Origin of the sequence: Streptomyces sp. NPDC029216 (assembly GCF_040648015.1) — a bacterium.
GTDB lineage: Bacteria > Actinomycetota > Actinomycetes > Streptomycetales > Streptomycetaceae > Streptomyces.
In genome coordinates this window covers 22,530-44,601 of record NZ_JBEZWL010000015.1, presented here as the reverse complement: position 1 = coordinate 44,601, position 22,072 = coordinate 22,530, and the positions used below count along the sequence as shown (strand labels likewise).

The window sequence follows — 22,072 nt, the reverse complement described above, 5'->3', positions numbered from 1 at the left end:
AATTGCGCACTGCGTGAACCGGGGCCGACAGACCAGTCTGCCAGGACCGGGCCGCCTGTCAAAATTCTGAGAACAGTCCCCTCAACGGGGCGGGGCCGGTATCTATTCCTGCCCGCCGGCCCCCGTGCCGCTACTGGACGATCGAGCCCGCCGCGCTCTTGTCCCCGGCCGACTTCTCCGTGGCCTGGGCGGGGATCGGCTGGTCGGCGAGGAGGGAGTCCCAGACCATCTTGGACTCCTTGACGAGCGGCACCACGCGGTCGCTGTCGGCCGGGTCCGGGCCCACCGGCAGGGTGATCATGTGCATGTTCTCGGCGCTGATGCCCTGGAGGCTCTGGGCGAAGCCCATGAGGGACTTCACGTCGCCGAGCGCCTTGTCGGTGGTGAGCGCCTTGGTGGCGGAGTCGGCGAGACCGAACAGCTTCTTGGGGTTGTCGAACACCCCGATCCCCTTGACCTGCTTGATCAGCGCCTTGATGAAGGCCTGCTGGAGCTGTATTCGGCCCAGGTCGCTGCCGTCGCCGACGCTCTTGCGGGTGCGCACGAGGCCCAGGGACTGCTCGCCGTTGAGCTTGTGCGGGCCGGGCGGCAGGTCGAGGTGGCTGCCGTCGTCCTTGATCGGCTTGGTGGTCGTGAGCTGGACCCCGCCGAGGTTGTCGATGATCTTCTTGAAGCCGGTGAAGTCGACTTCCATGTAGTGGTCCATGCGGATCCCCGACAGCTGCTCCACGGTCTTCACCGCGCAGGCGGGTCCGCCGACGGTGTAGGCCTCGTTGAACTGGGCCTTGCGCCGGCCGGGGTCGGTCTTGCCCTTGCCGGTGGCGCAGGCGGGGCGCGGGACCATGGTGTCGCGGGGGATGGAGACGACGCTGGCCTTCTGGTGGCCCTCGTAGAGGTGCACGATCATCGCGGTGTCGGAGCGGGCGGAGCCGCCGTCGTCCTGGCCGTACTCGCTGTTGGCGCCGCTGCGGGAGTCGGAGCCGAGGACGAGGATGTCCATCGAGCCGTTGTCGACGTTGGCCGGGCGGTCCTTGCCGAGGGCCGAGTCGATGTCGACGCTGTGCAGGTTGCCGTTGAGCTTGAAGTAGAACCAGCCGAGGCCGCCGCCGCCCAGCAGGACCACGCCGGCGGCGGTCCAGGCGGCGACCCTGAGGCCCTTGCGGCGCTGCGGCTGCGCTCTGCGCCGGCGCCTGCCCTCGGCACCGCGACCGCGACCGCTCCCCCTGCTGTCCTCGCTCATGCTCTCCTCGGTCCTGGCTCCGGTGCCCGCTGTTCTCTCACACAGACGGACTAGCGCATTCCAGGGTTCCACGGCGCGGAGGCCGCTCCGCACGCCCCTTCCGGGTCGGGCACGCCGCGTGACGGCCCGCACACCCGGGGTGCCCGTCCGGGGCTCGTGAGGGCCCGTACGGCGCCCCGCGGGGCTTCCGGTGTGGCGAAGGTCGCACATACGCGGGCGCCCCCACCGCGGTGCGGTGGGGGCGCCTGCGCTCACGTGCGGACCGACCGGCGGGGTCAGTCGTCGTTCTTGCCCGCCGGGGTGGTCTTGGCGATCTGCATCAGGAACTCGGCGTTCGACTTCGTCTGCTTCATCTTGTCGAGCAGCAGCTCGATCGCCTGCTGCGAGTCGAGCGCGTGCAGCACCCGGCGCAGCTTCCAGACGATGGCGAGCTCCTCGCTGTTGAGGAGGATCTCCTCCTTGCGCGTACCCGACGGGTCGACGTCGACGGCCGGGAAGATGCGCTTGTCGGCGAGCTTGCGGTCGAGCTTGAGCTCCATGTTGCCGGTGCCCTTGAACTCCTCGAAGATCACCTCGTCCATGCGCGAGCCGGTGTCGACCAGCGCGGTGGCCAGGATGGTCAGCGAGCCGCCGTCCTCGATGTTGCGCGCGGCACCGAAGAAGCGCTTCGGCGGGTACAGCGCGGTCGAGTCGACACCACCGGACAGGATGCGGCCGGAGGCGGGCGCCGCGAGGTTGTACGCGCGGCCCAGACGGGTGATGGAGTCCAGCAGGACGACCACGTCGTGGCCCAGCTCCACGAGACGCTTGGCGCGCTCGATGGCCAGCTCGGCGACGGTGGTGTGGTCCTCGGCCGGGCGGTCGAAGGTCGAGGAGATGACCTCGCCCTTGACCGACCGCTGCATGTCGGTGACCTCTTCCGGACGCTCGTCGACCAGGACGACCATCAGGTGGCACTCGGGGTTGTTGGTGGTGATCGCGTTGGCGATCGCCTGCATGATCATGGTCTTGCCGGTCTTCGGCGGGGCCACGATCAGGCCTCGCTGGCCCTTGCCGATCGGCGACACGAGGTCGATGATGCGGGTGGTCAGCACGCCCGGGTCGGTCTCCAGACGGAGCCGGTCCTGCGGGTAGAGCGGGGTCAGCTTCTGGAACTCCGGGCGGCCGCGGCCCGATTCGGGCGCCATGCCGTTGACGGAGTCCAGGCGCACGAGGGCGTTGAACTTCTCGCGGCGCTCGCCGTCCTTGGGCTGGCGCACGGCGCCGGTGGTGTGGTCGCCCTTGCGCAGGCCGGCCTTGCGGACCTGGGCGAGGGAGACGTACACGTCGTTCGGGCCGGGCAGGTAGCCGGAGGTCCGGATGAACGCGTAGTTGTCGAGGATGTCGAGGATGCCCGCGACGGGGATCAGGACGTCGTCGTCGGCGACCTGCGGCTCGCCCGGGGCGAACTCGTCGCGGCCACGGCGGCCACGGCGGTCGCGGTAGCGGCCGCGACGGCCGCGACGGCCGTCCTCACCCTCGAAGTCGTCCTGCGGACCGTTGTCCTGACGGCCCTGCTGGCCCCGGCCGCCACCCTGCTGCTGACGGTCCTGGCGGTCGGCGCGGTCCTGGCGGTCGGCCCGGTCCTGGCGGCCGCCCTGCTGCTGGCCCTGGCCGGCGCCCTGCTGGCCCTGCTCGTCGGCCTTGGCACCGCGGTCGCGGCGGCCCTGACGGTCACCGCGCTCGCCGCGCTCCCCGCGCTCCCCGCGCTCCCCGCGCTCGCCGCGGTCACGGCGGTCACGGCGGCTGCGGCCCTCGCCGGCCTCCTGCGCCGGCGCCTGGCCCTGGGCGGACACGGCGGCGGCCGCCGGCTCCGCCTTGACCTCGGCCTGCGGCGCGGCCGCGGGGGCCTCGGTCTTCTGCTCGACCTGCACGACGGCGGGCGCCGAGGACTCGGGGCTGCCCGTGGGGGCGGTGGCGCGGCGGCGGCGGCGCTCGCCGACCGGGGCGTCCTCGGAGGCGCCCCCGGCCGGCTGGCCCGGGATCTCGATCTGGGCCTGTGCGGCGGGCTTCTCGGCGGGCGCGGCGGCGGCCGCCTCACCCGTGCGGGCCTTGCTGGTGGCGCGGCGCTTCGGCTTGGCCTCGGCGGCCTCGGCGGCGGGGGCCGCGGCCTTGGGGGCACTGCCGCCCTGCGCCTCCTTGATGACCTCGATCAGCTGGCTCTTGCGCATGCGCGCGGTGCCCCTGATTCCGAGGCCCGACGCGACCTGCTGCAGCTCGGCCAGGACCATGCCCTCAAGGCCGGTGCCGGAGCGGCGGCGCCGGGTGGCAGTGGCAGCTGCGGCGCCCGCGGCGGGGGCACTGGTGTCGACGTTGGTGTCGGCAGCGCCCATCAGATCGGTGGTGTCGCTCACGAAGGGTCCTTCCCTGGAGCGGACGTCGGCCTGTCTGGCTCGGCGACCGGTTGTGCTGTCCGGCAGCAGTCCTAGGTGTGTGGACGGTGCCGGGGCGGTGGTCCGCCGGTAGAGATACGGCGGAGAGAAACGTGCATGGGTTCCGGCGAGAAGCCCCCGAGCTGGAAGCGTGGGAATGTCACGCCGATTCCGGAGCGTGCCCGAAACTGCTGGAAGCGATCAAAGCAGTCGGGGAGGCTCCCGGAAGAAAGGTGGTCCCGGATGGGGACACTGAGCACCGAGCCATGGCGGCTTCGGTTGCGTACTTGAGATTAACACTACCGGATCCAACAGACATTCCCCCTCTCAATCACCGGCAATCGCCCTTCCGCGGGCGGACGGCCTGCCCGGCCGCCCGCCCCGGCGGGCCCGTCCCTAGGACACGGGCTGACCGCCCTGGGCGCCCAGCGGAAGGACGCTCGCACCCGCGGCGTCGAGGGCGAGCCGGTTCGCGGCCCACCCCTCGCCCGCGAGCTGCGCGACCTTGTCGGCCGCGTCGTTGTCGACCAGCGCGAGGACCGTGGGGCCCGCGCCGGAGATGACCGCGGGGATGCCGTCCGCCCGCAGCCGGTTGACGAGCGCCACGCTCTCCGGCATCGCCGGGGCGCGGTACTCCTGGTGCAGCCGGTCCTCGGTGGCGGGCAGCAGGAACTCGGGACGCCTGGTCATGGCCTCCACGAGCAGGCCCGCGCGCCCCGCGTTCACGGCGGCGTCCACGTGCGGCACGGAGCGCGGCAGCAGGCCGCGGGCGGTCTCGGTCAGGACCGGCTTCGACGGGACGAAGACCACCGGAACGATGGAATCGGCGGGGTCCATACGGATCGCCTTGGCACTGCCGCCCTCCATCCAGGCGAGGGTGAAACCGCCGAGCAGACAGGCGGCCACGTTGTCCGGGTGGCCCTCGATCTCGGTGGCGAGCTCCAGCAGCGCCACGTCGTCGAGCTTGGCCTCGCCGCCTATGGTCACGGCGCGCGCGGCGACGATGCCGGCGCAGATCGCGGCGGAGGAGGAGCCCAGGCCCCGCCCGTGCGGGATGCGGTTGGCGCAGACGACCTCCAGGCCGCGCGGCTGTCCGCCCAGCAGGTCGAAGGCGGTGCGCATGGAGCGTACGAGGAGGTGGCTCTCGTCACGCGGGAGGGTGTCGGCGCCCTCACCCGCGATGTCGATGTTCAGGCCGGAGTCGGCGACGCGGACGACCACGTCGTCGTAGAGCCCCAGGGCCAGGCCGAGGGCATCGAAGCCGGGGCCGAGGTTGGCACTGCTGGCGGGGACGCGCACCCGTACGGCGGCGGCGCGGAACGCTGGACCTGCCATCGGTCGATGACACTCCTTGTGACTGTGCGGGATCCGGCGGGCTGTGCGGGATCTTCGCTGCGAAATGTACTGGAGAACGTACGACACCCGAAGGCCCTCGGGGCAGCACCGCGGTCATATGCACGGTGGCGGATGTAAGTACAGCGTATCGAAGGAAGGTTCCCCCGCGACATAGGGCGCACAGGAGGCGCACGATGCGTGTCGGTGGACCGGGGTTGCCGGATTCCGGAAGCCTTCCGGAATCCGGCAACGGGGTCACGGGCCGCTGCGGCGCGGCCCAGGGGGGTTCCCTGGTCGGACCCGGGGTCAGACCAGGCCGAGGCGGACGGCCGCGGCCTCGGCGTCCACCGGAACGGTGACGGGCTGCGGAGCGCCGGCGACCGCCCAGTCGGGGTCCTTCAGGCCGTTGCCGGTGACGGTGCACACGATCTTCTGGCCCGGGTCGACCAGACCCAGCTCGGCGGCCTTGAGCAGACCGGCCACGGACGCGGCCGAGGCGGGCTCGACGAAGACGCCCTCCTGAGAGGCCAACAGGCGGTACGCGGCCAGGATCTGGCGGTCCGTCACCTCGTCGATGAAGCCGCCCGACTCCTCCTTCGCGGCCAGCGCGTACTCCCAGGAAGCCGGGTTGCCGATACGGATCGCGGTGGCGATGGTGTGCGGCTCCTTGACGACCTCGCCGCGCACGATCGGCGCCGAACCGGAGGCCTGGAAACCCCACACACGGGGCGTACGGGAGGCCAGGCCGTCGGCCTTGTACTCCTTGAAGCCCTTCCAGTACGCGGTGATGTTGCCGGCGTTGCCGACGGGCAGCACGTGGACGTCGGGGGCGTCGCCGAGCGCGTCGACGATCTCGAACGCGGCCGTCTTCTGACCCTCGATGCGCACCGGGTTGACGGAATTGACCAGCGCCACCGGGTAGTTGTCGGACAGCGCGCGGGCCAGGTCGAGGCAGTCGTCGAAGTTGCCGTCAACCTGCAGGATCTTCGCGCCGTGCACGAGGGCCTGGCCCATCTTGCCGAGCGCGATCTTGCCCCGCGGCACGAGCACCGCGGACACCATCCCGGCACGCACCGCGTACGCGGCGGCGGAGGCGGAGGTGTTGCCCGTGGAGGCGCAGATGACGGCCTTGGCGCCGTCCTCCTTGGCCTTGGTGATGGCCATGGTCATGCCGCGGTCCTTGAAGGACCCGGTGGGGTTCGCGCCCTCGACCTTGAGGTGCACCTCACAGCCGGTGCGCTCGGAGAGCACCTGGGCGGGGACGAGGGGAGTACCACCCTCGCGGAGCGTGACCACGGGAGTCGTGTCCGTGACCGGCAGGCGGTCCCGGTACTCCTCGATGATGCCGCGCCACTGGTGGGTGCGATTGCTGCTCATGGGTCCTTACTCCCCTTCAACACGCATGATGCTGGCGACACCGCGCACGGTGTCCAGCTTCCGCAGCGCCTCGACGGTCCCGGAGAGGGCGGCGTCGGGTGCGCGGTGGGTGACGACGACGAGGGAGGCCTCACCGTCCTTGCCCTGCTGCCTGACGGTGTCGATCGACACTCCGTGCTCCGCGAAGGTGGTCGCCACCTGGGCGAGGACGCCCGGCTTGTCCGCCACATCGAGGCTGATGTGGTAGCGGGTGACGACGTCCCCCATCGGGCTGACGGGCAGCTGGGTGTACGCCGACTCGCCGGGCCCCGTTGCCTCGGCGAGCTTGTTGCGGCAGACGGCGACGAGGTCGCCGAGGACCGCGGACGCGGTCGGCGAGCCGCCCGCGCCGGGGCCGTAGAACATGAGCCGCCCGGCGGCCTCCGCCTCGACGAAGACGGCGTTGTACGCCTCGCGGACGGAGGCGAGCGGGTGGCTGAGCGGGATCATCGCCGGGTGGACGCGGGCCGTGACGGACTCGCCGTCCGCGGCGCGCTCCAGGATGGCGAGGAGCTTGATGGTGCAGCCCATCCGCTTGGCGGAGGCGAAGTCCGCGGCGCTGACCTCGGTCATGCCCTCGCGGTACACGTCGTCGAGGCGGACGCGGGTGTGGAAGGCGATGCCCGCCAGGATCGCGGCCTTGGCGGCGGCGTCGTAGCCCTCGACGTCGGCGGTCGGGTCGGCCTCGGCGTAGCCCAGGGCGGTGGCCTCGTCGAGCGCCTCCTGGTAGCCGGCGCCGGTGGAGTCCATCTTGTCGAGGATGAAGTTCGTCGTGCCGTTGACGATGCCCATCACCCGGTTGATCTTGTCGCCGGCCAGGGACTCGCGCATCGGGCGGACCAGCGGGATGGCGCCGGCGACGGCGGCCTCGTAGTACAGGTCCAGCCCGTGCGTCTCGGCGGCGGCGTGCAGCGCGGCACCGTCCTGGGCGAGCAGCGCCTTGTTGGCGGAGACGACGGAGATGCCGTTCTCGAAGGCGGTGGTGATCAGGGTGCGGGCGGGCTCGATCCCGCCGATGACCTCGATGGCCACGTCGATGTCGCCCCGTTTGAGCAGCGCGGTGGCGTCGGTGGTGACGAGCGCGGGGTCGATGCCCTCGCGCACCTTGGAGGGACGGCGCACGGCGACGCCGGCGAGCTCGACGGGCGCGCCGATCCTGGCCGTCAGATCGTCGGCGTGCGTCGTCATGATGCGCGCCACCTCTGAGCCGACCACTCCACAGCCCAGCAGCGCCACCTTCAGCGGACGCGTACGCATCATTCGACCTACGCCTTTCGATCTTTCTTCGCTCCCGGCGCGCGGGTTGCGCGCCAGGTATGAACCAGTCTCACTCAATGGACAGAAGTTTCCATCCTCGGTCCATTGAGTGAGACGTCTATTTTCGGGACCGGACGGCCCGTCCCAAAAATATGGGAATCACCCGAGGTCGAGGGACAGGAGATCTTCCTCCGTCTCACGCCGGACGATCACCCGCGCGGCCCCGTCGCGCACGGCGACGACGGGCGGGCGGAGGGCGTGGTTGTAGTTGCTGGCCATGGAGCGGCAGTACGCCCCGGTGGCGGGCACGGCGATCAGGTCGCCGGGGGCCAGGTCGGCGGGCAGGAAGGCGTCCCGCACGACGATGTCGCCGCTCTCGCAGTGCTTGCCGACGACGCGGACGAGCATGGGCTCGGCGTCGGAGACGCGGGAGACGAGGGTGACGGCGTACTCGGCGTCGTACAGGGCCGTCCGGATGTTGTCGGACATGCCGCCGTCGACGGAGACGTACGTGCGCAGGCCCTCCAGCGGCTTGATCGTGCCGACCTCGTAGAGGGTGAAGGCGGTGGGGCCGACGATGGCGCGGCCGGGCTCGACGGAGATCCGCGGGGCCTTCAGCCCCGCGCTCTCGCACTCCCGCGCCACGATCTCGGTGAGCGCCTTGGCGATCTCGTGCGGCTCGCGCGGGTCGTCGGCCGAGGTGTAGGCGATGCCGAGGCCGCCGCCGAGGTCGATCTCGGGGAGCTCGACGCCGTGCTCGTCGCGTACGGCGGCCAGCAGCCGGACCACCCGCTTGGCGGACACCTCGAAGCCGGCCATGTCGAAGATCTGCGAGCCGATGTGGGAGTGGACGCCGAGCAGCTCCAGGCTGTCGTGCCCGAGCGCCCGCCGCACGGCCTCGGCGGCGGACCCGTCGGCGACGGCGATGCCGAACTTCTGGTCCTCGTGCGCGGTCGCGATGAACTCGTGGGTGTGCGCTTCCACGCCCACCGTCACCCGGATCTGCACGGGCTGGCGTACGCCCAGCTCATCGGCGATGTGCGCGACGCGGGCGATCTCCTGGAAGGAGTCGAGCACGATCCGCCCGACGCCGGCGCCGACGGCCCGCCGGATCTCCGACTCGGACTTGTTGTTCCCGTGGAAGGCGATCCGCTCGGCGGGCATCCCGGCGGCGAGGGCGGTGGTCAGTTCCCCGCCGGAGCAGACGTCGAGGTTGAGCCCCTCCTCCTTCAGCCACTTCACGACGGCCTTGGAGAGGAACGCCTTGCCCGCGTAGAACACGTCGGCGTCCTTGCCGAAGGCGTGGGCCCAGGCCCGGCAGCGGGCCCGGAAGTCCTCCTCGTCGAGGAAGTAGCCCGGGGTCCCGAACTCCTCGGCGAGCCTGGTCACTTCGATGCCGCCGACGGTCACGACCCCGTCCTCGTTCCGCGTGACGGTCCGCGACCAGACCTTCTCGTCCAGGGCGTTCAGGTCGGCGGGCGGCGGGGCGTGGTGGCCCTCGGGCAGGACGTCGGCGTGGCGGGGCCCGGCGGGGTGCGCGGAACGGCTCATCGGAATCTCTCTTCGGGGGTCACAAGAAATCTGGGGCGTCTATGCCGAGGAGGGCGAGGCCGCCGGCCAGCACCGCCCCGGCGGCTTCGGCAAGAGCCAGCCGGGCGCGGTGGGCGGCCGAGGGTTTCTCGTCCCCGAGCGGCAGGACCTGGTGCTGGAAGTCGAGCAGCGCGTCGGCCACGGAGACGAGGTGCCGCACCAGCCGCTCGGGCGCCCGGTGGTGCGCGGCGGCTTCGAGGGCGAGGGCGTGGTCGGCGAGGGCGCGCAGCAGGGCCGGGGCGTCGACGTCCCCGGGCTCGGCGCGGAACCCGAGGCGCTCGGCGTTGCGCGTGAGCGCCCGCGCCCGGGAGTGGGCGTAGCGCACGCGGAAGGCCTCGTTCTCCTCGGCCTGCACCAGCAGCGCGTCGCCGAAGACGGGCGTCTCACGGGCCGGCACGGCGAGCATGGCCCAGACGGCGGCGCCGTCCCCGTACCGTGCCCGCACGTCCCCGTCCCTCCGGGCCACGGGCGCGACGCGCGGTTCGGCGGGGTCGTGGGGCGCGTTGCCCTGGCGGGCGTCGTCGTCGAAGCCCTGGCTCTCCCGGATCCGGGCGACGGCCGCGCGCACGACCTCCTCGCGCGTTCCGGCCGCGGGCCGCGGGGCGAGGGGGACGCACCCGTACCGGTCCGCGCGCTCGCGCACGTCCCGTACGAGGCGGGCGGCGGACAGGGGGGCGAGGGTGAAGTTCAGGAACCCGGGCCCGGTGACTTCGACGGCCTCGATGCCGGACTCCAGGGCGAGCACCCCGGCCAGCACGCGCGCGGTGTCGGCGGGGCTGCGCCGGCCGGCCTTCCCCATCCCCAGGGCGACGGGGGTTGCGTACTCCCCCACCCCACCGGGCCGGGTCCGCTCGACGACCACCCGCGCGGGGGCGGGCCCGCCCAGTTCCCCGGCCTCCACGGCACGGCGTACGGCACGTACGACGGCACGAGAGAGGTCGGCGGGGATCACGGAACCCAGCCTAGGGGAGAAGCCCCTCCCCCATGCATCGGGTTTCGCCATGTGAACAGCGGGGGTGTCTAGGCCCCTCTCCCGGCGGGCGCGCCCTTCCTCTCCCGCCGGTCCTTCCGCTCGACGAGCCGCCGTACGACCCTCACCAGCTCGGCGGGTTCGAAGGGCTTGGCGAGGAAGGCGTCCACCCCGGCGGCGATCCCGGCCTCGACCTCGTGCTGCGTACAGGCGCTGACGATGGCGACGGGCACGTGCCGCGTCCGCGGATCGGCCCGCAGCTGCGCGGCGGCCCCGAACCCGTCCAGCCGGGGCATGACCACATCAAGGGTGATCGCGTCGGGGCACACGCGGTGGACGACGTCCAGGCACTCGGCACCATCGTTCGCGGTCACGACCTCGAAGCCCTCCAGCTCGAGATTGACCTTGATCAGCTGCCGGATGACCTTGTTGTCGTCGACAACAAGCACCCGGCCCGAGGCGCCTGGCACAACTCGAGAGTAGGTTGCCCTAAGCCCCCGCGTCCGGGTTTTTGCCACTTCCACCCCCTCCGGGCGACCGACCTCCCTCCCCGCGCCCAAAACGGTTCCTGATCACCCCACGGAAGCTGGTAGTGTTCAACCCGTCGCCGCAACGCGAACGACACGCCCCCGTAGCTCAGGGGATAGAGCAACGGCCTCCGGAGCCGTGTGCGCAGGTTCGAATCCTGCCGGGGGCACTCCAGCCGGACCAGCGTGAAACACCCGCTGACCCGCACGAGTGCCAAGCATGAAGACCTGGACCCAGTCCCACTGAGTCCAGGTCTTTGTCGTTGTTACGCACGGGTCGCGATAGACCTGCGACCGGGGTCACGGTGGCGGTACGTGGTGAGGCCGGCTCGGGCCTGCGGCCCCTCGGTCAGGCCGGCGGCTTCTCGATGGGCGTGTCGCTGCCGGCCCGGAGGTAGATGCGGGTGGTGCCCGGCTGGAACTCGTGTGCGTAGATGTTCGTACAGAATTGGACGGCCCGGCCTTCGGGCCTCCTGCTGTCACCGCGGCAGAAGCCGCCGATGCGCATGCCGTCGACAAAAGTCTCGGGCTCAGGCAGGCCCAGGTGACCGAACCCGTCGCTACGGGTATACCCCGGCTCCTCGGGATGGGTGTTGCGGACGAACTGCGTGCCCTCCGGCTGCAGCGGCTTGAGGAACCGGTCCGCCTCCGCGGTCGTCACGGTGAAGGCGAGCAGCGCGACGTCGTATTGCACGTTGGTGTGGAGCCCGGCCCTCCGGTCGGTGGCTGTCTCCGGTACCTGGAAGCCCATGGTCTTTGCCACCCACTCGGGCGTGGCGTTCTCCTCCCAGCAGCACGGCCGCCCCTCACGCTCGGCCGGCTGTCGCACGTCGTACATCACCGACAGGACCATCCCGAGGACGCCGAAGACGCACAAGCCCGAGAAGACCCAGGCGCCGATGGCGAGGCGCCGCTGCCAGGGCTTTCGCTTCCCCGTCCCGGACGGATCCGCAGGAGGGTGGTTCATCGGCCGACATCCCCTCCGCCATCCCGGGCCAGGCCGATCGCCCCCGTCAGCACCGACGACGAGCAGCTGCATCTTCGAGCGGGTGAGCCAGTCGTCCCATCCGGCTCCCTCCACACCGTGCTTGCCGGATCCGCGGTCAGGTGCCACCTGCTTGACCGACCGGTTGAACGGCTGCCCATTCCTCTTCGAACGTCACCGAAGCCCTCCCCCTGGTGCACGAATCGGAAGAGATCACCCTGACAACAAGCGCAGGAACGGTTGTTCAACGCGACAGGTCCAGCACGCGCGTCCCGGACCAGGATGCGCACGCGGCCGCCGGCCCGACGGAGCCCAGTGGCCGCATCACCGAGCCGCCGTGAGCGCGGCGGCCAGGGTGCGAGCGCTGGACGGGATGCCGCGGGTCGGTTCGCCGTAGGGCGGGTGGGCCTCGTCCAGGGTCGGGAGGAGGCTCGGGGCGCGGTGGGTGGCGGCGCGGTCGAGGACGGTCGTGCCGGTTTCGGCCTCCTGGGTGGGGGCGTAGCCGGCGGTGCGCAGGGCGGTCAGGGTCTCCTCGGGAGGGGCCGTGGAGATCAGGACGGTGGGGGCGATACGGCGCAGGCGGAGCTTGGCCAGGCCGCGCGCCTGGGCCACCTCGGCGATCAGGCCGGGGTCGTCCGAGCGGATGCAGCAGGCCGAGCGGACGACCTTGAGCCGGCCGTGGGTGCGCGCGGTGTCCTTGATCGTGTAGGTGAGGGGCTGCGGAAGCTGGGTGCCGCCTTCGCAGGCGGCGGTGAGGCGGTCGACGAGCTCGTCGGCGTTCCAGCCGGCGTCCAGGGCGCGGCGCAGGGAGGCCGCGGTGATGCGCCAGACCACCGCGTGCCCTTCGGACTCGATGTCGCCGACGGCGGAGAGCAGGTCGGCGAGGGCGGGGGCGGGGGCTCCGGTGACGGTGGCGGTCAGGTCGCTCTGGAAGCGGGCGGTGGTCCTGGGTGCGGGCAGGGCGGCGTGGAGGGCGTCGCGCAGTGCGGTGACCGCTGCCGCCAGCGCGGGGCGGGCGGACAGGTCCTCGCCCAGGCCGTCCGCGCCGGTGGCGGCCGGGTCGGCGGCGGCGCCTGGTACGGCCGGGTAGTGGTGGGCGGCGCCCGCCTCCAGCAGCCGGCAGAGGGCACGGCCGACGGGGGTGAGGGCACCGTGGGCGACGACGCCGAGCAGGACCGCCTCCTTCAGAGTGGCCTCCAGGCGGTCGACGAGTCCGTCCAGCCCGGTCGGTGCCCCGGTGTCGTCCACGGCCAGGTGGCCGCGCAGGGCGGGCCGGAACCAGGCGGCACGGTCGAGGAGTTCGGCGTAGCCGAGAGCGTCCCCCGTCAGACCGTGTCCGGCGGGGAGGGTGGCGAGGGCTTGCAGCAGCCCGGTCCGCAGGGTCACCGCCTCCTCGTCCTGCGGGCTGATGAGCGCGACCGGGGGTTCGTCGGGGTCGGGCCAGTGGGTGAGGACCTCGGGGACCACGGCCCAGGCGGCCAGCAGCGGCAGCAGCTTGCCCGCGGCCGGGGCGGCGGCCCAGGCGTCGTAGCAGTGGCTGGGCAGCAGGCGGGCAGGGGGCTTCGGGGCCTTGGCGTGTGCCCGGCGGCCGGCGGCGGCGGGGGCGGGTTCGTCGTTCTGGGGTGCGGCGAGCCCCGCGTTCGCGGCGAGGTCGAGCCACAGCCGGGTGTCCGCCTCGTCCGCACCGGCCGCCCTGGCCAGCCGCCGGGTGTCCCGTACGGCGATCCCGCCCGCCTTCCGGATCGTGACGGGCTGCGCGGCCAGCGCCCGCAGGACCAGTTCGGCGCGCCAGGCCGCCGCCGCGGCGGCCGCGGCTCCCTCGTCCTCCCAGCCGGGGGGCAGGGGGGCGGTGGTAGCGGTGAACGGCTCGGGCTCCAGGCGGGGGCTGGGCAGCGCTTGCTCACCGCGAAGCGCGCGTGAGACCTCGTACGGGAGTTCCACGAGGTCGAGCCCGACGGGGACCAGCAGCCCGCGCGCGGCCAGCCAGTCGGTGCCCTCGTCGCCGCTGCCGCCCTGCCGGAAGACGTACTTGGAATCGGGTCCGCCGTACTGCTCCCCGTACCGGCTGACGAAGCAGTGGGTGCGCAGCAGTGGCGGGCCGGGCACCAGATGGTCCAGCAGTTCCCGGGCGCGCGCGGGGGCCCCCGCCACCAGGTCCCGGACCCGGGCGGGGTCGGCGAGTACCGCGGTGATCAGCTCCTGGGCCTGGTCGCGGGTCCGCGCCGCACCCTCTCCGACGAGCGTGGCGGCGATCCGCTTGACCTCGGGGGCGTTGTAGGCGGCGGTCAGCAGCCGGGCGGCGGTCCGGCCGTACCCGTCGAACCCGGCGGCCCGGACGTGCAGCAGCGGCGGCAGGGCCAGTCGGCCCCGAGGGGCGGGAAGGAGCAGGGCCCGCTCCCGCAGCCGCGCGAGCGTGCGCTCGGCCCGCTGCCGGTCCTGTCCCGGCTCGAACCAGGCCAGTACGTCCCGCTCCGGCACCAGCCGCTCCGCGGGCTCCACCGGCACCACCGGCCGGGGCTGCTGCCAGGGGTAGCGGGGGCCGTCCTCGTCCTCTCCATCGACGGGGCCGTGCCGCTCCAGGGCGAGGGCGGCGATGGAGGCCAGGAGTTCCAGCTCCCCGGCCGTACCCTCCATCAGGCCGTGGGCCACCGACTCGTCGCCAAGCAGGTGGTCGGCGAGCTCAGGGAGGGTGGTGATGCGCCGGAACCCTGCGGCGAGGGGCAGGTCGCGCTGCTCCAGCAGGGCGGTGAGCCGGTCCGTGCCGAGGGTGCCGAGCCATTGCGTGAGGGCGGTGCGGGCGTTCACCCGGCCAGCCTAGTGTCCGGCCGTTGTCCCAGGGGGGTGAACCGACGCGTCGGCGTTCGAAGGGCCTGTGGGCAGGCGAGCCGCGTCGATTCGTCGGCTCTTCCGCACATCGCATATCCGTATCCGTGTCGCTCGTCAAGGCACGAGTTCGCGGGGCGTGACGGGCGGGTGGGCGGCGGGGCCTACTGGAGGCGGGGCGAGCGGCGGCAGCGGCCCCGGCCCCGTGTCCCGCCCCCTTTGCCCCTATAGAGGAGGATTCCGATGACCCAGCCCGCCCAGCCCTTCTGGACCCGCCGTCTGTTCGTGTTCGCCGCCTCGACCATCGTGGCGGCGGGGAGTGCCGTGCTGAACGTCGCCGCGTTCGCCGCCGTCCACGGAACGCCCCACGTGACCGTGGCCGATCACCAGTGGCAGTGCATCAAGGCCCCCTGCGGCCCGCCCGACGGCAAGCACGGGCACCCCGGGGGCATCCCCTCCGGCCACGTGTGGGAGTGCTTCGCGGCACCCTGCACCCCGCCCGACGGCGGCTACCCTCCCCCGAACCCGGCCCCGGTCGGGACGCCGTTCAACGCGGGCCCCCTGGCCTGACCCCCTCGACGGCCCGCCGGCTCCCACGGCGGGCCGTCTCTGCTATCCGGCGTCGGGCCACTCCTGCGCGGAGTCCGCCCGGCGCTCCACGCGGCGGCCGTTCTCGGTGCGCAGGATCGTCAGCCAGGGCCAGAGGTCGGGGAGGGGCTGCGCCGAGCAGGCGAGCCGGTGCTCGATGCGGCACCGCTGGTCCTGGACCGGCGGGCAGACCCCGTAGACCGTGACCCTCCCGTCCGACACCTCGATCCACCGGTGCTCCGCCGGCACGATGTGCGCGAGCGGCTCCATGTCCGGCTCCAGCAGCACCCAGTCGTGCTCCAGCGTCGCCACCCGGTCCACCGGCAGCCCGCAGTACGCACAGCACGCCCGCCCGCCGCCGAGCCGGCGCGGTCCCTCATGGAAGTCCCCCATACCTGGAGGGTCGACAGTCCGGCGGCCGCTGCAAAGGGCGTGAACCGGTCACAACGGGCGGGGCTGTCGGGGACGGGTGGGACGGGGTTCGACGCAGGAGGCGGCATCCGCCACTTGCGACCGGCGGTGCACGGCCGAGACCACAGACGTTCCGGTGGTCCGTACGAGGGGGCGGGGCAGGGTCTGTGCGTTCGGGGGGTGGTGGGGGGACGGGGGGTGCGTAGGGTGGATTTGAGGCCGCTTTGTGCCGTTGACCAGGTGCTTTGTGGCGTGATGGCGCATAGAGGATGGGGCGACGAGATGCGTGAGCTGGCGGAGACGGCGCGGCAGTGGGTGGCCGAGGGGCGGGTGGCGTTCCTGGCGCGGCCGGTGACCGAGCAGGGGTTCGGGCCGCGGGATCCCGCCGGGGCCGTGCTCGTGGACGCGCGGGGTGAGTGTGTCGGGGCCCTGTACCGGGGGGTGTTCGACGCCGAGCTCGTCGCCGAGGCCGGGGTTGTGGGGGCCGGGGGCGGTGCGCGGGTGTGTGAGGTGTCGGTCGGGGCCGGTGAGGCCACGGAGGCGAAGCTGACCTGTGGCGGGCAGGCCGAGGTGCTGCTGCAGCCGCTGTCCGCGATCCCCGCCGAGTGGTGGGAGCTGCTCGGTACGGGGGCCGGGGTGGCGCTCGTGACCCGGCTGAGCGAGGGGGCGGACGCCGCCGTGAGCGAGGTCGTACGGGCCGGGGACGTGCCGGCCGATGACGCCGGGCGGCGGGCCGGGGAGCTGCTCGGGACGCGCCGGCCGGGGAGGGACGCGCTGTACGGGGGGTCCGGGCTGGTGCTCGTGGAGGCGTACCCGTCGGCCCCGTACCTGGTGATCGGCGGGAGCGGGGAGCTGGCCGAGGTGATCGGGGCGCAGGCCGGGCTGCTCGGGTGGGAGTCGGTGGCGGTGGAGAGCGCCGGTGAGGCCGAGAAGGCGCTGGCCGACCACCGGGACGCCGCGTGCCTGGTGCTGCTCAGCCATGAGCCGGAGTTCGACGTGCCGACCTTGAGGAACGCCTTGGCGCTGGGGATTCCGTACGTGGGCGCGCTCGGGTCGCGGCGGACCACCGCGCGGCGTCGCGAGGGGCTCATCGCCGCCGGGGTGGGCGAGGCCGAGCTGGCGCGGGTGCACGGGCCGATCGGGCTCGACCTGGGCGCCAAGACGCCGGCCGAGACGGCCCTGGCGATCTGCGCGGAGATCCTCGGGGTGCTCGGGGGGCGGGACGCCCGGGGGCTGCGGGACTCCGACGGGCCGCTGAGGTAGCGGGGCGGGGGCCGGAGGCGGGGCCTCGGGGCGGGGGCCGTTCATGATTCTTTGGGCCGCCCGCGTGAAAAAGGTGTGAAAACGGGAAAATAAGACTCATGGACACGATCCTGAGTGTGGACGCGACCCTGTCCCGCAGTGCGTGGTTCTTCATCGTCGGAATCATCATCGCGGGCTTCCTGCTCGGCGGGTTCAAGCTGGGGCAGCGGGTACGGGCCAAGGAGCCGCCGCCGCCCAGCCCCGAGAGCCAGCCGCACCTGCCCGAGGGCGGTGCCGTCCACGAGGTCCGGGAGGAGCGGGACCAGGTGGAGATCCCGGAGGGCGGTCTGCGGCCGCACGAGATGCAGGGGTACGGGAACTTCGGCTCCACCACCTCCAGCCACCCGGAGGAGGTACGGGCCGAGCGGGAGTCCGGCTACAAGCCCGTCACCGGGCCGGGACCGCACCCCCAGCCGGGGGCTCCGCCCGACGCGGGGCGCGGGGCGCACGCCTAGGCGCCCGTCCGTAGAGCGAGCAGTGGCTTCTGACCCGCGCCTTCGGCGCGGGTCAGAGGTCTGTCCGGAGGCGTAGTACCTCCGGTGGGGGGTGGCGGGTCGAGGCGTGGCGGACCTCTGCCGTCAGGGGTGGGTCCAGGGGGGTGTAGGGGGTTTCGCCCAGGCCGACCGCCGTGACCGTCGGCAGGTCCGGGGCCGCCAGGGGTGCCGTGCGCAGGGCCGCCGTGAGGTCCGTGCGGAGGGTGGGCGAGAGCGGGCTCGACAGGAGGGGGGTCTCCTCGTCCTCCCCCGTCAGGACGAGGACCAGCGCCAGGGGGCGGCGCGGGGTGCCGGTGTAGCCGATCACCGCCGCGTCCCGGAGGTTCGTGTGGCGGAGCTTGCGCCAGGAGCGGCGGCCGGAGGGGTAGGGCTGGTCCAGGCGTTTGACGACCAGCCCCTCGATACCGCTCGCGGGCAGGGTCTCGTACCAGGTCTCGGCCAGTTCCGGGTCGGTCGTCATCGGCACGGGCTGGAGCGGCGGGCCGAGGGGGACGAGGAGGTCGACGAGGAGGGCGCGGCGGCGCGCGTAGGGGTGGGCGCGTACGTCGAGGCCGGCCAGCTCCAGGACGTCGAAGGCCGCGTACGAGGCCGGAAGGGTGCGGGCCAGTGCGGCCGCCCGGGCCGGGGTTGCCGCCGCGCGGCGCTGGACCAGGGCGAAGTCCGTCCGGCCGGCGTGCCAGACGACCACCTCCCCGTCCAGGACGGTTCCGGGCGGCAACTGCCGTGCGGCCGCCGCGAGATCGGGAAACGCGGCGGTCACGGTACGGCCGGAGCGGGCCTGGAGGACGACGCGCTCGGCCTCACGGAGGATGACCATCCGGTGCCCGTCGAACTTCGGCTCGTAGGCCAGACCCGGCCCGCGCGGGAGGGTGCGCACGGAGGCCGCCAGGGCCACCCGGACCGGCGGTGTCACCGTCGCTCCCCGGGCAGGGTGCCGGCCTGGGCGGGGTCCAGGAGGGGGGCCAGGAGGTCGCCGTCACGGGCGAGGCGGGGTGGCACGTCGTCGGCGAGGAACACCAGGTCGGAGGCGTCCCGGCAGGACTCGACCTCCGCCCAGGAGACGGGGGCGGACGCGGTGGGCAGGGGCCGCGCGCGCAGGGTGTAGGGGGCGGCGGTGGTCTTGGCGGCGGCGTTCTGGCTGTGGTCGACGAAGACCTTGCCGGGACGCAGCGCCCGGGCCATGCGGTGCACGACGAGGCCGGGGAGGGCCGCCTCGGCCTCCTGGGCGAGGCGTTTGGCGTACGCGGACACCCGCGCGGACGGGGTCGGCTCGACGGCGACGGCCAGGTGCAGGCCCTTGGAGCCGGAGGTCTTGGCGTACGCGTGCAGCCCGTCGGCGGCGAGGCGGCCGCGCAGCCAGAGGGCGACGGCGCAGCACTCGACGATGCTCGCGGGCGGGCCGGGGTCGAGGTCGAAGACGATGCGGTCGGCGACGGCCGGGGTGGCGGCCGTCCACTGGTGGACGTGGAACTCGACCACCAGATTGGCGGCCCAGATGAGGGCCGGCACGTCGGATACGAGCACCTGTTCGGCCCGGGGGTCCTCGGAGCGGGGCACCGGGGCGGTCTTCACCCAGGCGGGTGTGCCGGGCGGCGGGTTCTTGGTGAAGAAGAGCTGGCCGTCAGGGCCGTCCGGATAGCGAAGGAAGGAGACCGGGCGGTCATGGATGTGCGCGAGGAGGGCAGGCGCGACGGTGGCGTAGTAGTGCAGCACCTCGCCCTTGGTGAAGCCGGTCCGCGGGTACAGGACCTTGTCCAGGTTGCTGAGCGCGATGCGACGCCCCTCCACCAACGTGATCGGCGTCATACGATGAGATTGCCACGAATCAGGAGGAACCGTGCGATCCATTTGGAACGGGGCGATCTCCTTCGGCCTGGTCAGCATCCCGATCAAGCTCGTGAACGCCACCGAGAGCCACTCCATCTCCTTCCGCCAGATCCACGTGACGGACGGCGGCCGCGTCCGCTACCGCAAGGTGTGCGAGCTGGACGGCGAGGAGGTGTCGGCGGACGAGATCGGCAAGGGGTACGAGGAGGCGGACGGGTCGATCGTGCCGATCACGGACGAGGACCTGGCGCAGCTGCCGATCGCGACGGCCAAGACGATCGAGATCGTTTCCTTCGTGCCGGCCGATGAGATCGATCCGCTCCAGATGGACTCGGCGTACTACCTCGCGGCGAACGGGGCCACGGCGGCCAAGCCGTACACGCTGCTGCGGGAGGCGCTGAAGCGGAGCCGGAAGGTGGCCATCGCGAAGTTCGCCCTGCGCGGGCGGGAGCGGCTGGGGATGCTGCGGGTCGTGGACGACGTGATCGCCATGCACGGGCTGCTGTGGCCCGACGAGATCCGGGCGCCGGAGGGCGTGGCACCGGACGCGTCGGTCTCGGTGCGGGAGGCCGAACTGGACCTGGCGGACGCGTTGATGGCGACGCTGGGGGAGGTGGAGATCTCCTCCCTGCGGGACGAGTACCGGGAGGCCGTGGAGGCGATGATCACGGCGAAGGCGGGGGGCGCGTTCGAACCGCAGGAGGCGGTGGTGGAACCGGCCGGCGGGCAGGTGATCGACCTGATGGCGGCGCTGGAGAGCAGCGTGCGGGCGGCCCGCGCCTCGCGGGGCGGGGACGCCGCCGGCTCCGGCGGGGGCGGGGAGGCGGAGGTCACGCCGATCCGGCGGAAGGCGGCTCCGGCCGCGCCGAAGGCGGTGGGCGGGAAGAAGTCGACTGCGGCCGGGGCCCGGAAGACCTCCGGGGGCACCAAGAAGACCGCGGCGAAGTCGACTTCGAAGGCGACGGCCGGCAAGTCCGCTACGAAGAAGGCCGCTTCGGGGACGAAGTCCACCTCGACGGCGGCCTCCGCGAAGAAGACGACGGCCAAGAAGGCTGCGCCGCGGAAGCGGAGTTCGGCCTGAGGGCGGCGGGGCCGGGCGGGGCCACCCACGTCGTGACCGTACGGGCCACCGTGAAGAGGGCTTCCACGTCCGGGGGTTTGAGGGTGGGCGGGATCGCCCTGAGGGTGGTCGTCAGGGTGGGGGGCTGGAGGATCAGGACGTCCCGGAGGGTCGGGGCCACGTCCACCCGGGAGGCGTCCGTGAGGACCAGGGCCGGGGCCACCGGGGCCGAGAGGGCCCGGGCGGCGCAGGCCGCCGCCCGGCGGATCCAGCCCGGGTCCGGGGTGGGGGCGGCGCGGCCCACCGCCAGGAGGAGGTCGCCCGCCTGGGCCCGCTGGTGACGGCACGGAACCGTGCGGAGGGCCAGGACGCCCGGCGGGCCGATGAGCAGGTGGTCCAGGAGCCCGAGACCGGGCAGGGGGACGTCGTGGAGGGCCCGCCAGTCCGTGGCCTCCAGCAGGTCGAGCTCCGCCCCCGTGCGCTGGAACGCCAGGAGTTCCCGCCGCATCCGGTGCCGGGCCCGGCTGCCGCCCGGTGAGCCGTACGCCAGTTCGCCGAGCAGCGTCTCGCCGGGGCGGTTCGGGGCCAGGTCCTGGTCCGGCGGTAGGTACAGGCGGCGCAGTTCGGCCGCGGTGGGGACCGGGGGCGGGCCGATCGTCCAGTCGGCGCTCAAGTACGGGCGCAGCGCCGCCAGTACGGCCTCGCGCTGGTCGTCGGCGAGGACGCTGATCCGGTTGGTCTGCCGGTCGTACCAGGCCACCGCCTGGCCGTCGGGCCGGTTCACGTAGAGCCGGCCGCGGCCGGGCCGGCCGCTCGGAAGCACCTTGAGTCCGCCCATCGGCCTCACCCCCGCTCTCCATGGGAGCAGGCGCCGCCGCCCTCGGCAATCCCTCGAACATGTAACAGCTCCGTCGGCTCGCTGCTGCCTTCCTGTTACAAGGCCAGCGCCCTACCGCAACAGCCCGCCCCTACGTTGGTGGCCTACCCGCCAGCACCGCCCGCCCCGAAGGACTCCCGTGAACACCGTCAGCCGCCGCACCATCGTTCGCGCCACCGCCGTGACCGCATGCGCCGCCGGCCTGCTGGCCCTGCCCACCGCCGCCGCGCTCGCCGACGGGGTTCCGGCCGCCGCCGGCGCGCAGCGGACCCTGATCAGCAGCCTCTCCCTCGCGGACGGCCGGTCGACCGCCAACGTGTACCGCCTGGCGAAGGACGCGTACCAGGCGGAGATCCTGCGCTCGGGCACCACGGTGGCGACGCTGACCAGCCGCGACGGCGCCACCGGCGTGGGCGGGGCCGGTGAGCTGCACGCCGCACTGCGGCCGGACGGGCGCCTGTCCTCCTGGGTCGGCGAGACCCGCGCACAGGACGGCTCGCACACGGTGGCCGGCGACGGTTTCAAGACGGCGACCCGCCACGGCGCCGGACAGGCGGTACCTGCCGACGCCGAAACCCACCGCACCGCCCGCACCGCCGAGGCCCTGCGCCTGAACACCCTGGCCGACGGCCCGGGCGACGGCGTACTGCTGCTCGCCGCAGGCGGCGGCATCGCCGCCGTGGGCGCAGCCGGCCTGGGCTTCGCCATGCTGCGCCGGGGCCGCACGGACGGCTGAGCGCCAGGGCCCCGGGAGGGGTCCCGACCGGCTCGCGGGCTCCGGGAGGTCCACCTGTCGGGCCCAGAGGCCCATCTGCTCACCCTCGGCTGCAGGCATCAGCCCCAGACGGCCGCCGGACGCCCAGCAAAGGGAAGCGCGCAGCGATCTGACGCGCCCCACGGACCCGGAGAACCATCCCGTCGTCCTCAGCTGCGGATATCAGCCCCAGACGACCGCCGGA

At 73.1% G+C, this 22,072-nt stretch carries 19 protein-coding genes and 1 tRNA gene; 6 read left to right on the top strand and 14 right to left on the bottom strand.

The genetic code is table 11. From position 1 onward, the window contains the following. Window positions 1-130 precede the first annotated feature (130 nt). The 8 genes from AB0F18_RS08830 to AB0F18_RS08795 form a co-directional block, all read right to left on the bottom strand. A complete protein-coding gene (locus tag AB0F18_RS08830; RefSeq protein ID WP_362056457.1) occupies window positions 131-1,240 on the bottom strand; it encodes an LCP family protein in 1,110 nt (369 codons plus the stop codon). Between the two features lie 275 nt (window positions 1,241-1,515). Continuing rightward, window positions 1,516-3,633, bottom strand: coding sequence for a transcription termination factor Rho (rho, locus tag AB0F18_RS08825; RefSeq protein ID WP_362056455.1), 2,118 nt, complete (start codon window positions 3,631-3,633; stop codon window positions 1,516-1,518). 414 nt (window positions 3,634-4,047) lie between these two features. After that, window positions 4,048-4,986: a homoserine kinase gene (gene thrB / locus AB0F18_RS08820; RefSeq protein ID WP_362056453.1), complete on the bottom strand. Its 939-nt coding sequence runs from the start codon at window positions 4,984-4,986 to the stop codon at window positions 4,048-4,050. Window positions 4,987-5,292: 306 nt separating this feature from the next. Beyond that, window positions 5,293-6,363: a threonine synthase gene (thrC, locus tag AB0F18_RS08815; protein WP_362056451.1), complete on the bottom strand. Its 1,071-nt coding sequence runs from the start codon at window positions 6,361-6,363 to the stop codon at window positions 5,293-5,295. 6 nt (window positions 6,364-6,369) lie between these two features. Beyond that, entirely contained in the window at window positions 6,370-7,659 is a 1,290-nt protein-coding gene (locus tag AB0F18_RS08810; RefSeq protein ID WP_362056535.1) for a homoserine dehydrogenase, read from the bottom strand. A 159-nt stretch (window positions 7,660-7,818) separates the two neighbouring features. Further along, window positions 7,819-9,210 (bottom strand): diaminopimelate decarboxylase, encoded by a 1,392-nt coding sequence (gene lysA, locus AB0F18_RS08805; RefSeq protein ID WP_362056449.1) that lies wholly within the window; start codon window positions 9,208-9,210, stop codon window positions 7,819-7,821. Between the two features lie 19 nt (window positions 9,211-9,229). Next, a complete protein-coding gene (gene nrtL / locus AB0F18_RS08800; protein WP_362056447.1) occupies window positions 9,230-10,201 on the bottom strand; it encodes an ArgS-related anticodon-binding protein NrtL in 972 nt (323 codons plus the stop codon). 68 nt (window positions 10,202-10,269) lie between these two features. Further along, window positions 10,270-10,737 carry a response regulator gene (locus tag AB0F18_RS08795; protein ID WP_362056445.1) on the bottom strand — a complete coding sequence of 156 codons (468 nt, stop codon included), beginning with the start codon at window positions 10,735-10,737 and terminating at the stop codon, window positions 10,270-10,272. 107 nt (window positions 10,738-10,844) lie between these two features. Between AB0F18_RS08795 and AB0F18_RS08790 the strand changes: the two genes are divergently transcribed. Beyond that, a tRNA-Arg gene (locus AB0F18_RS08790) sits at window positions 10,845-10,916 on the top strand. Between the two features lie 179 nt (window positions 10,917-11,095). Here the strand turns inward: AB0F18_RS08790 and AB0F18_RS08785 are convergent. Continuing rightward, complete coding sequence (locus AB0F18_RS08785; protein WP_362056443.1) at window positions 11,096-11,785, bottom strand: hypothetical protein; 690 nt, start codon at window positions 11,783-11,785, stop codon at window positions 11,096-11,098. A 270-nt stretch (window positions 11,786-12,055) separates the two neighbouring features. After that, entirely contained in the window at window positions 12,056-14,536 is a 2,481-nt protein-coding gene (locus tag AB0F18_RS08780) for a helicase-associated domain-containing protein (protein WP_362056442.1), read from the bottom strand. 261 nt (window positions 14,537-14,797) lie between these two features. On the opposite strand from AB0F18_RS08780, the gene AB0F18_RS08775 reads away from it, so the two are divergent. Next, complete coding sequence (locus AB0F18_RS08775) at window positions 14,798-15,124, top strand: hypothetical protein (protein ID WP_362056440.1); 327 nt, start codon at window positions 14,798-14,800, stop codon at window positions 15,122-15,124. Window positions 15,125-15,166: 42 nt separating this feature from the next. Here AB0F18_RS08775 and AB0F18_RS08770 read toward each other — a convergent pair whose 3' ends face one another. Further along, complete coding sequence (locus AB0F18_RS08770) at window positions 15,167-15,535, bottom strand: DUF6083 domain-containing protein (RefSeq protein ID WP_362056438.1); 369 nt, start codon at window positions 15,533-15,535, stop codon at window positions 15,167-15,169. 300 nt (window positions 15,536-15,835) lie between these two features. Between AB0F18_RS08770 and AB0F18_RS08765 the strand changes: the two genes are divergently transcribed. Both AB0F18_RS08765 and AB0F18_RS08760 read left to right on the top strand, forming a co-directional pair. Further along, entirely contained in the window at window positions 15,836-16,816 is a 981-nt protein-coding gene (locus tag AB0F18_RS08765) for an XdhC family protein (RefSeq protein ID WP_362056437.1), read from the top strand. Window positions 16,817-16,914: 98 nt separating this feature from the next. Further along, complete coding sequence (locus AB0F18_RS08760; RefSeq protein WP_362056435.1) at window positions 16,915-17,310, top strand: DUF6479 family protein; 396 nt, start codon at window positions 16,915-16,917, stop codon at window positions 17,308-17,310. A 52-nt stretch (window positions 17,311-17,362) separates the two neighbouring features. Here the strand turns inward: AB0F18_RS08760 and AB0F18_RS08755 are convergent, their stop codons facing one another. Both AB0F18_RS08755 and ligD read right to left on the bottom strand, forming a co-directional pair. After that, window positions 17,363-18,262 carry an ATP-dependent DNA ligase gene (locus AB0F18_RS08755; protein ID WP_362056433.1) on the bottom strand — a complete coding sequence of 300 codons (900 nt, stop codon included), beginning with the start codon at window positions 18,260-18,262 and terminating at the stop codon, window positions 17,363-17,365. Next, a complete protein-coding gene (gene ligD, locus AB0F18_RS08750; protein WP_362056431.1) occupies window positions 18,259-19,155 on the bottom strand; it encodes a non-homologous end-joining DNA ligase in 897 nt (298 codons plus the stop codon). Before ligD ends, AB0F18_RS08755 begins: the two co-directional genes overlap by 4 nt. 31 nt (window positions 19,156-19,186) lie before the next feature. Between ligD and AB0F18_RS08745 the strand changes: the two genes are divergently transcribed. Next, window positions 19,187-20,257, top strand: a complete 1,071-nt coding sequence (locus tag AB0F18_RS08745) for a Ku protein (protein ID WP_362056429.1) — start codon at window positions 19,187-19,189, stop codon at window positions 20,255-20,257. Here the strand turns inward: AB0F18_RS08745 and AB0F18_RS08740 are convergent. Further along, window positions 20,154-21,074, bottom strand: coding sequence for an NERD domain-containing protein (locus AB0F18_RS08740; protein ID WP_362056427.1), 921 nt, complete (start codon window positions 21,072-21,074; stop codon window positions 20,154-20,156). The two genes, AB0F18_RS08745 and AB0F18_RS08740, sit on opposite strands and share 104 nt — an antisense overlap. A gap of 178 nt (window positions 21,075-21,252) precedes the next feature. Here AB0F18_RS08740 and AB0F18_RS08735 point away from each other — a divergent pair, with 178 nt between their 5' ends. After that, entirely contained in the window at window positions 21,253-21,849 is a 597-nt protein-coding gene (locus AB0F18_RS08735; RefSeq protein ID WP_362056425.1) for a hypothetical protein, read from the top strand. Window positions 21,850-22,072: the final 223 nt, after the last annotated feature.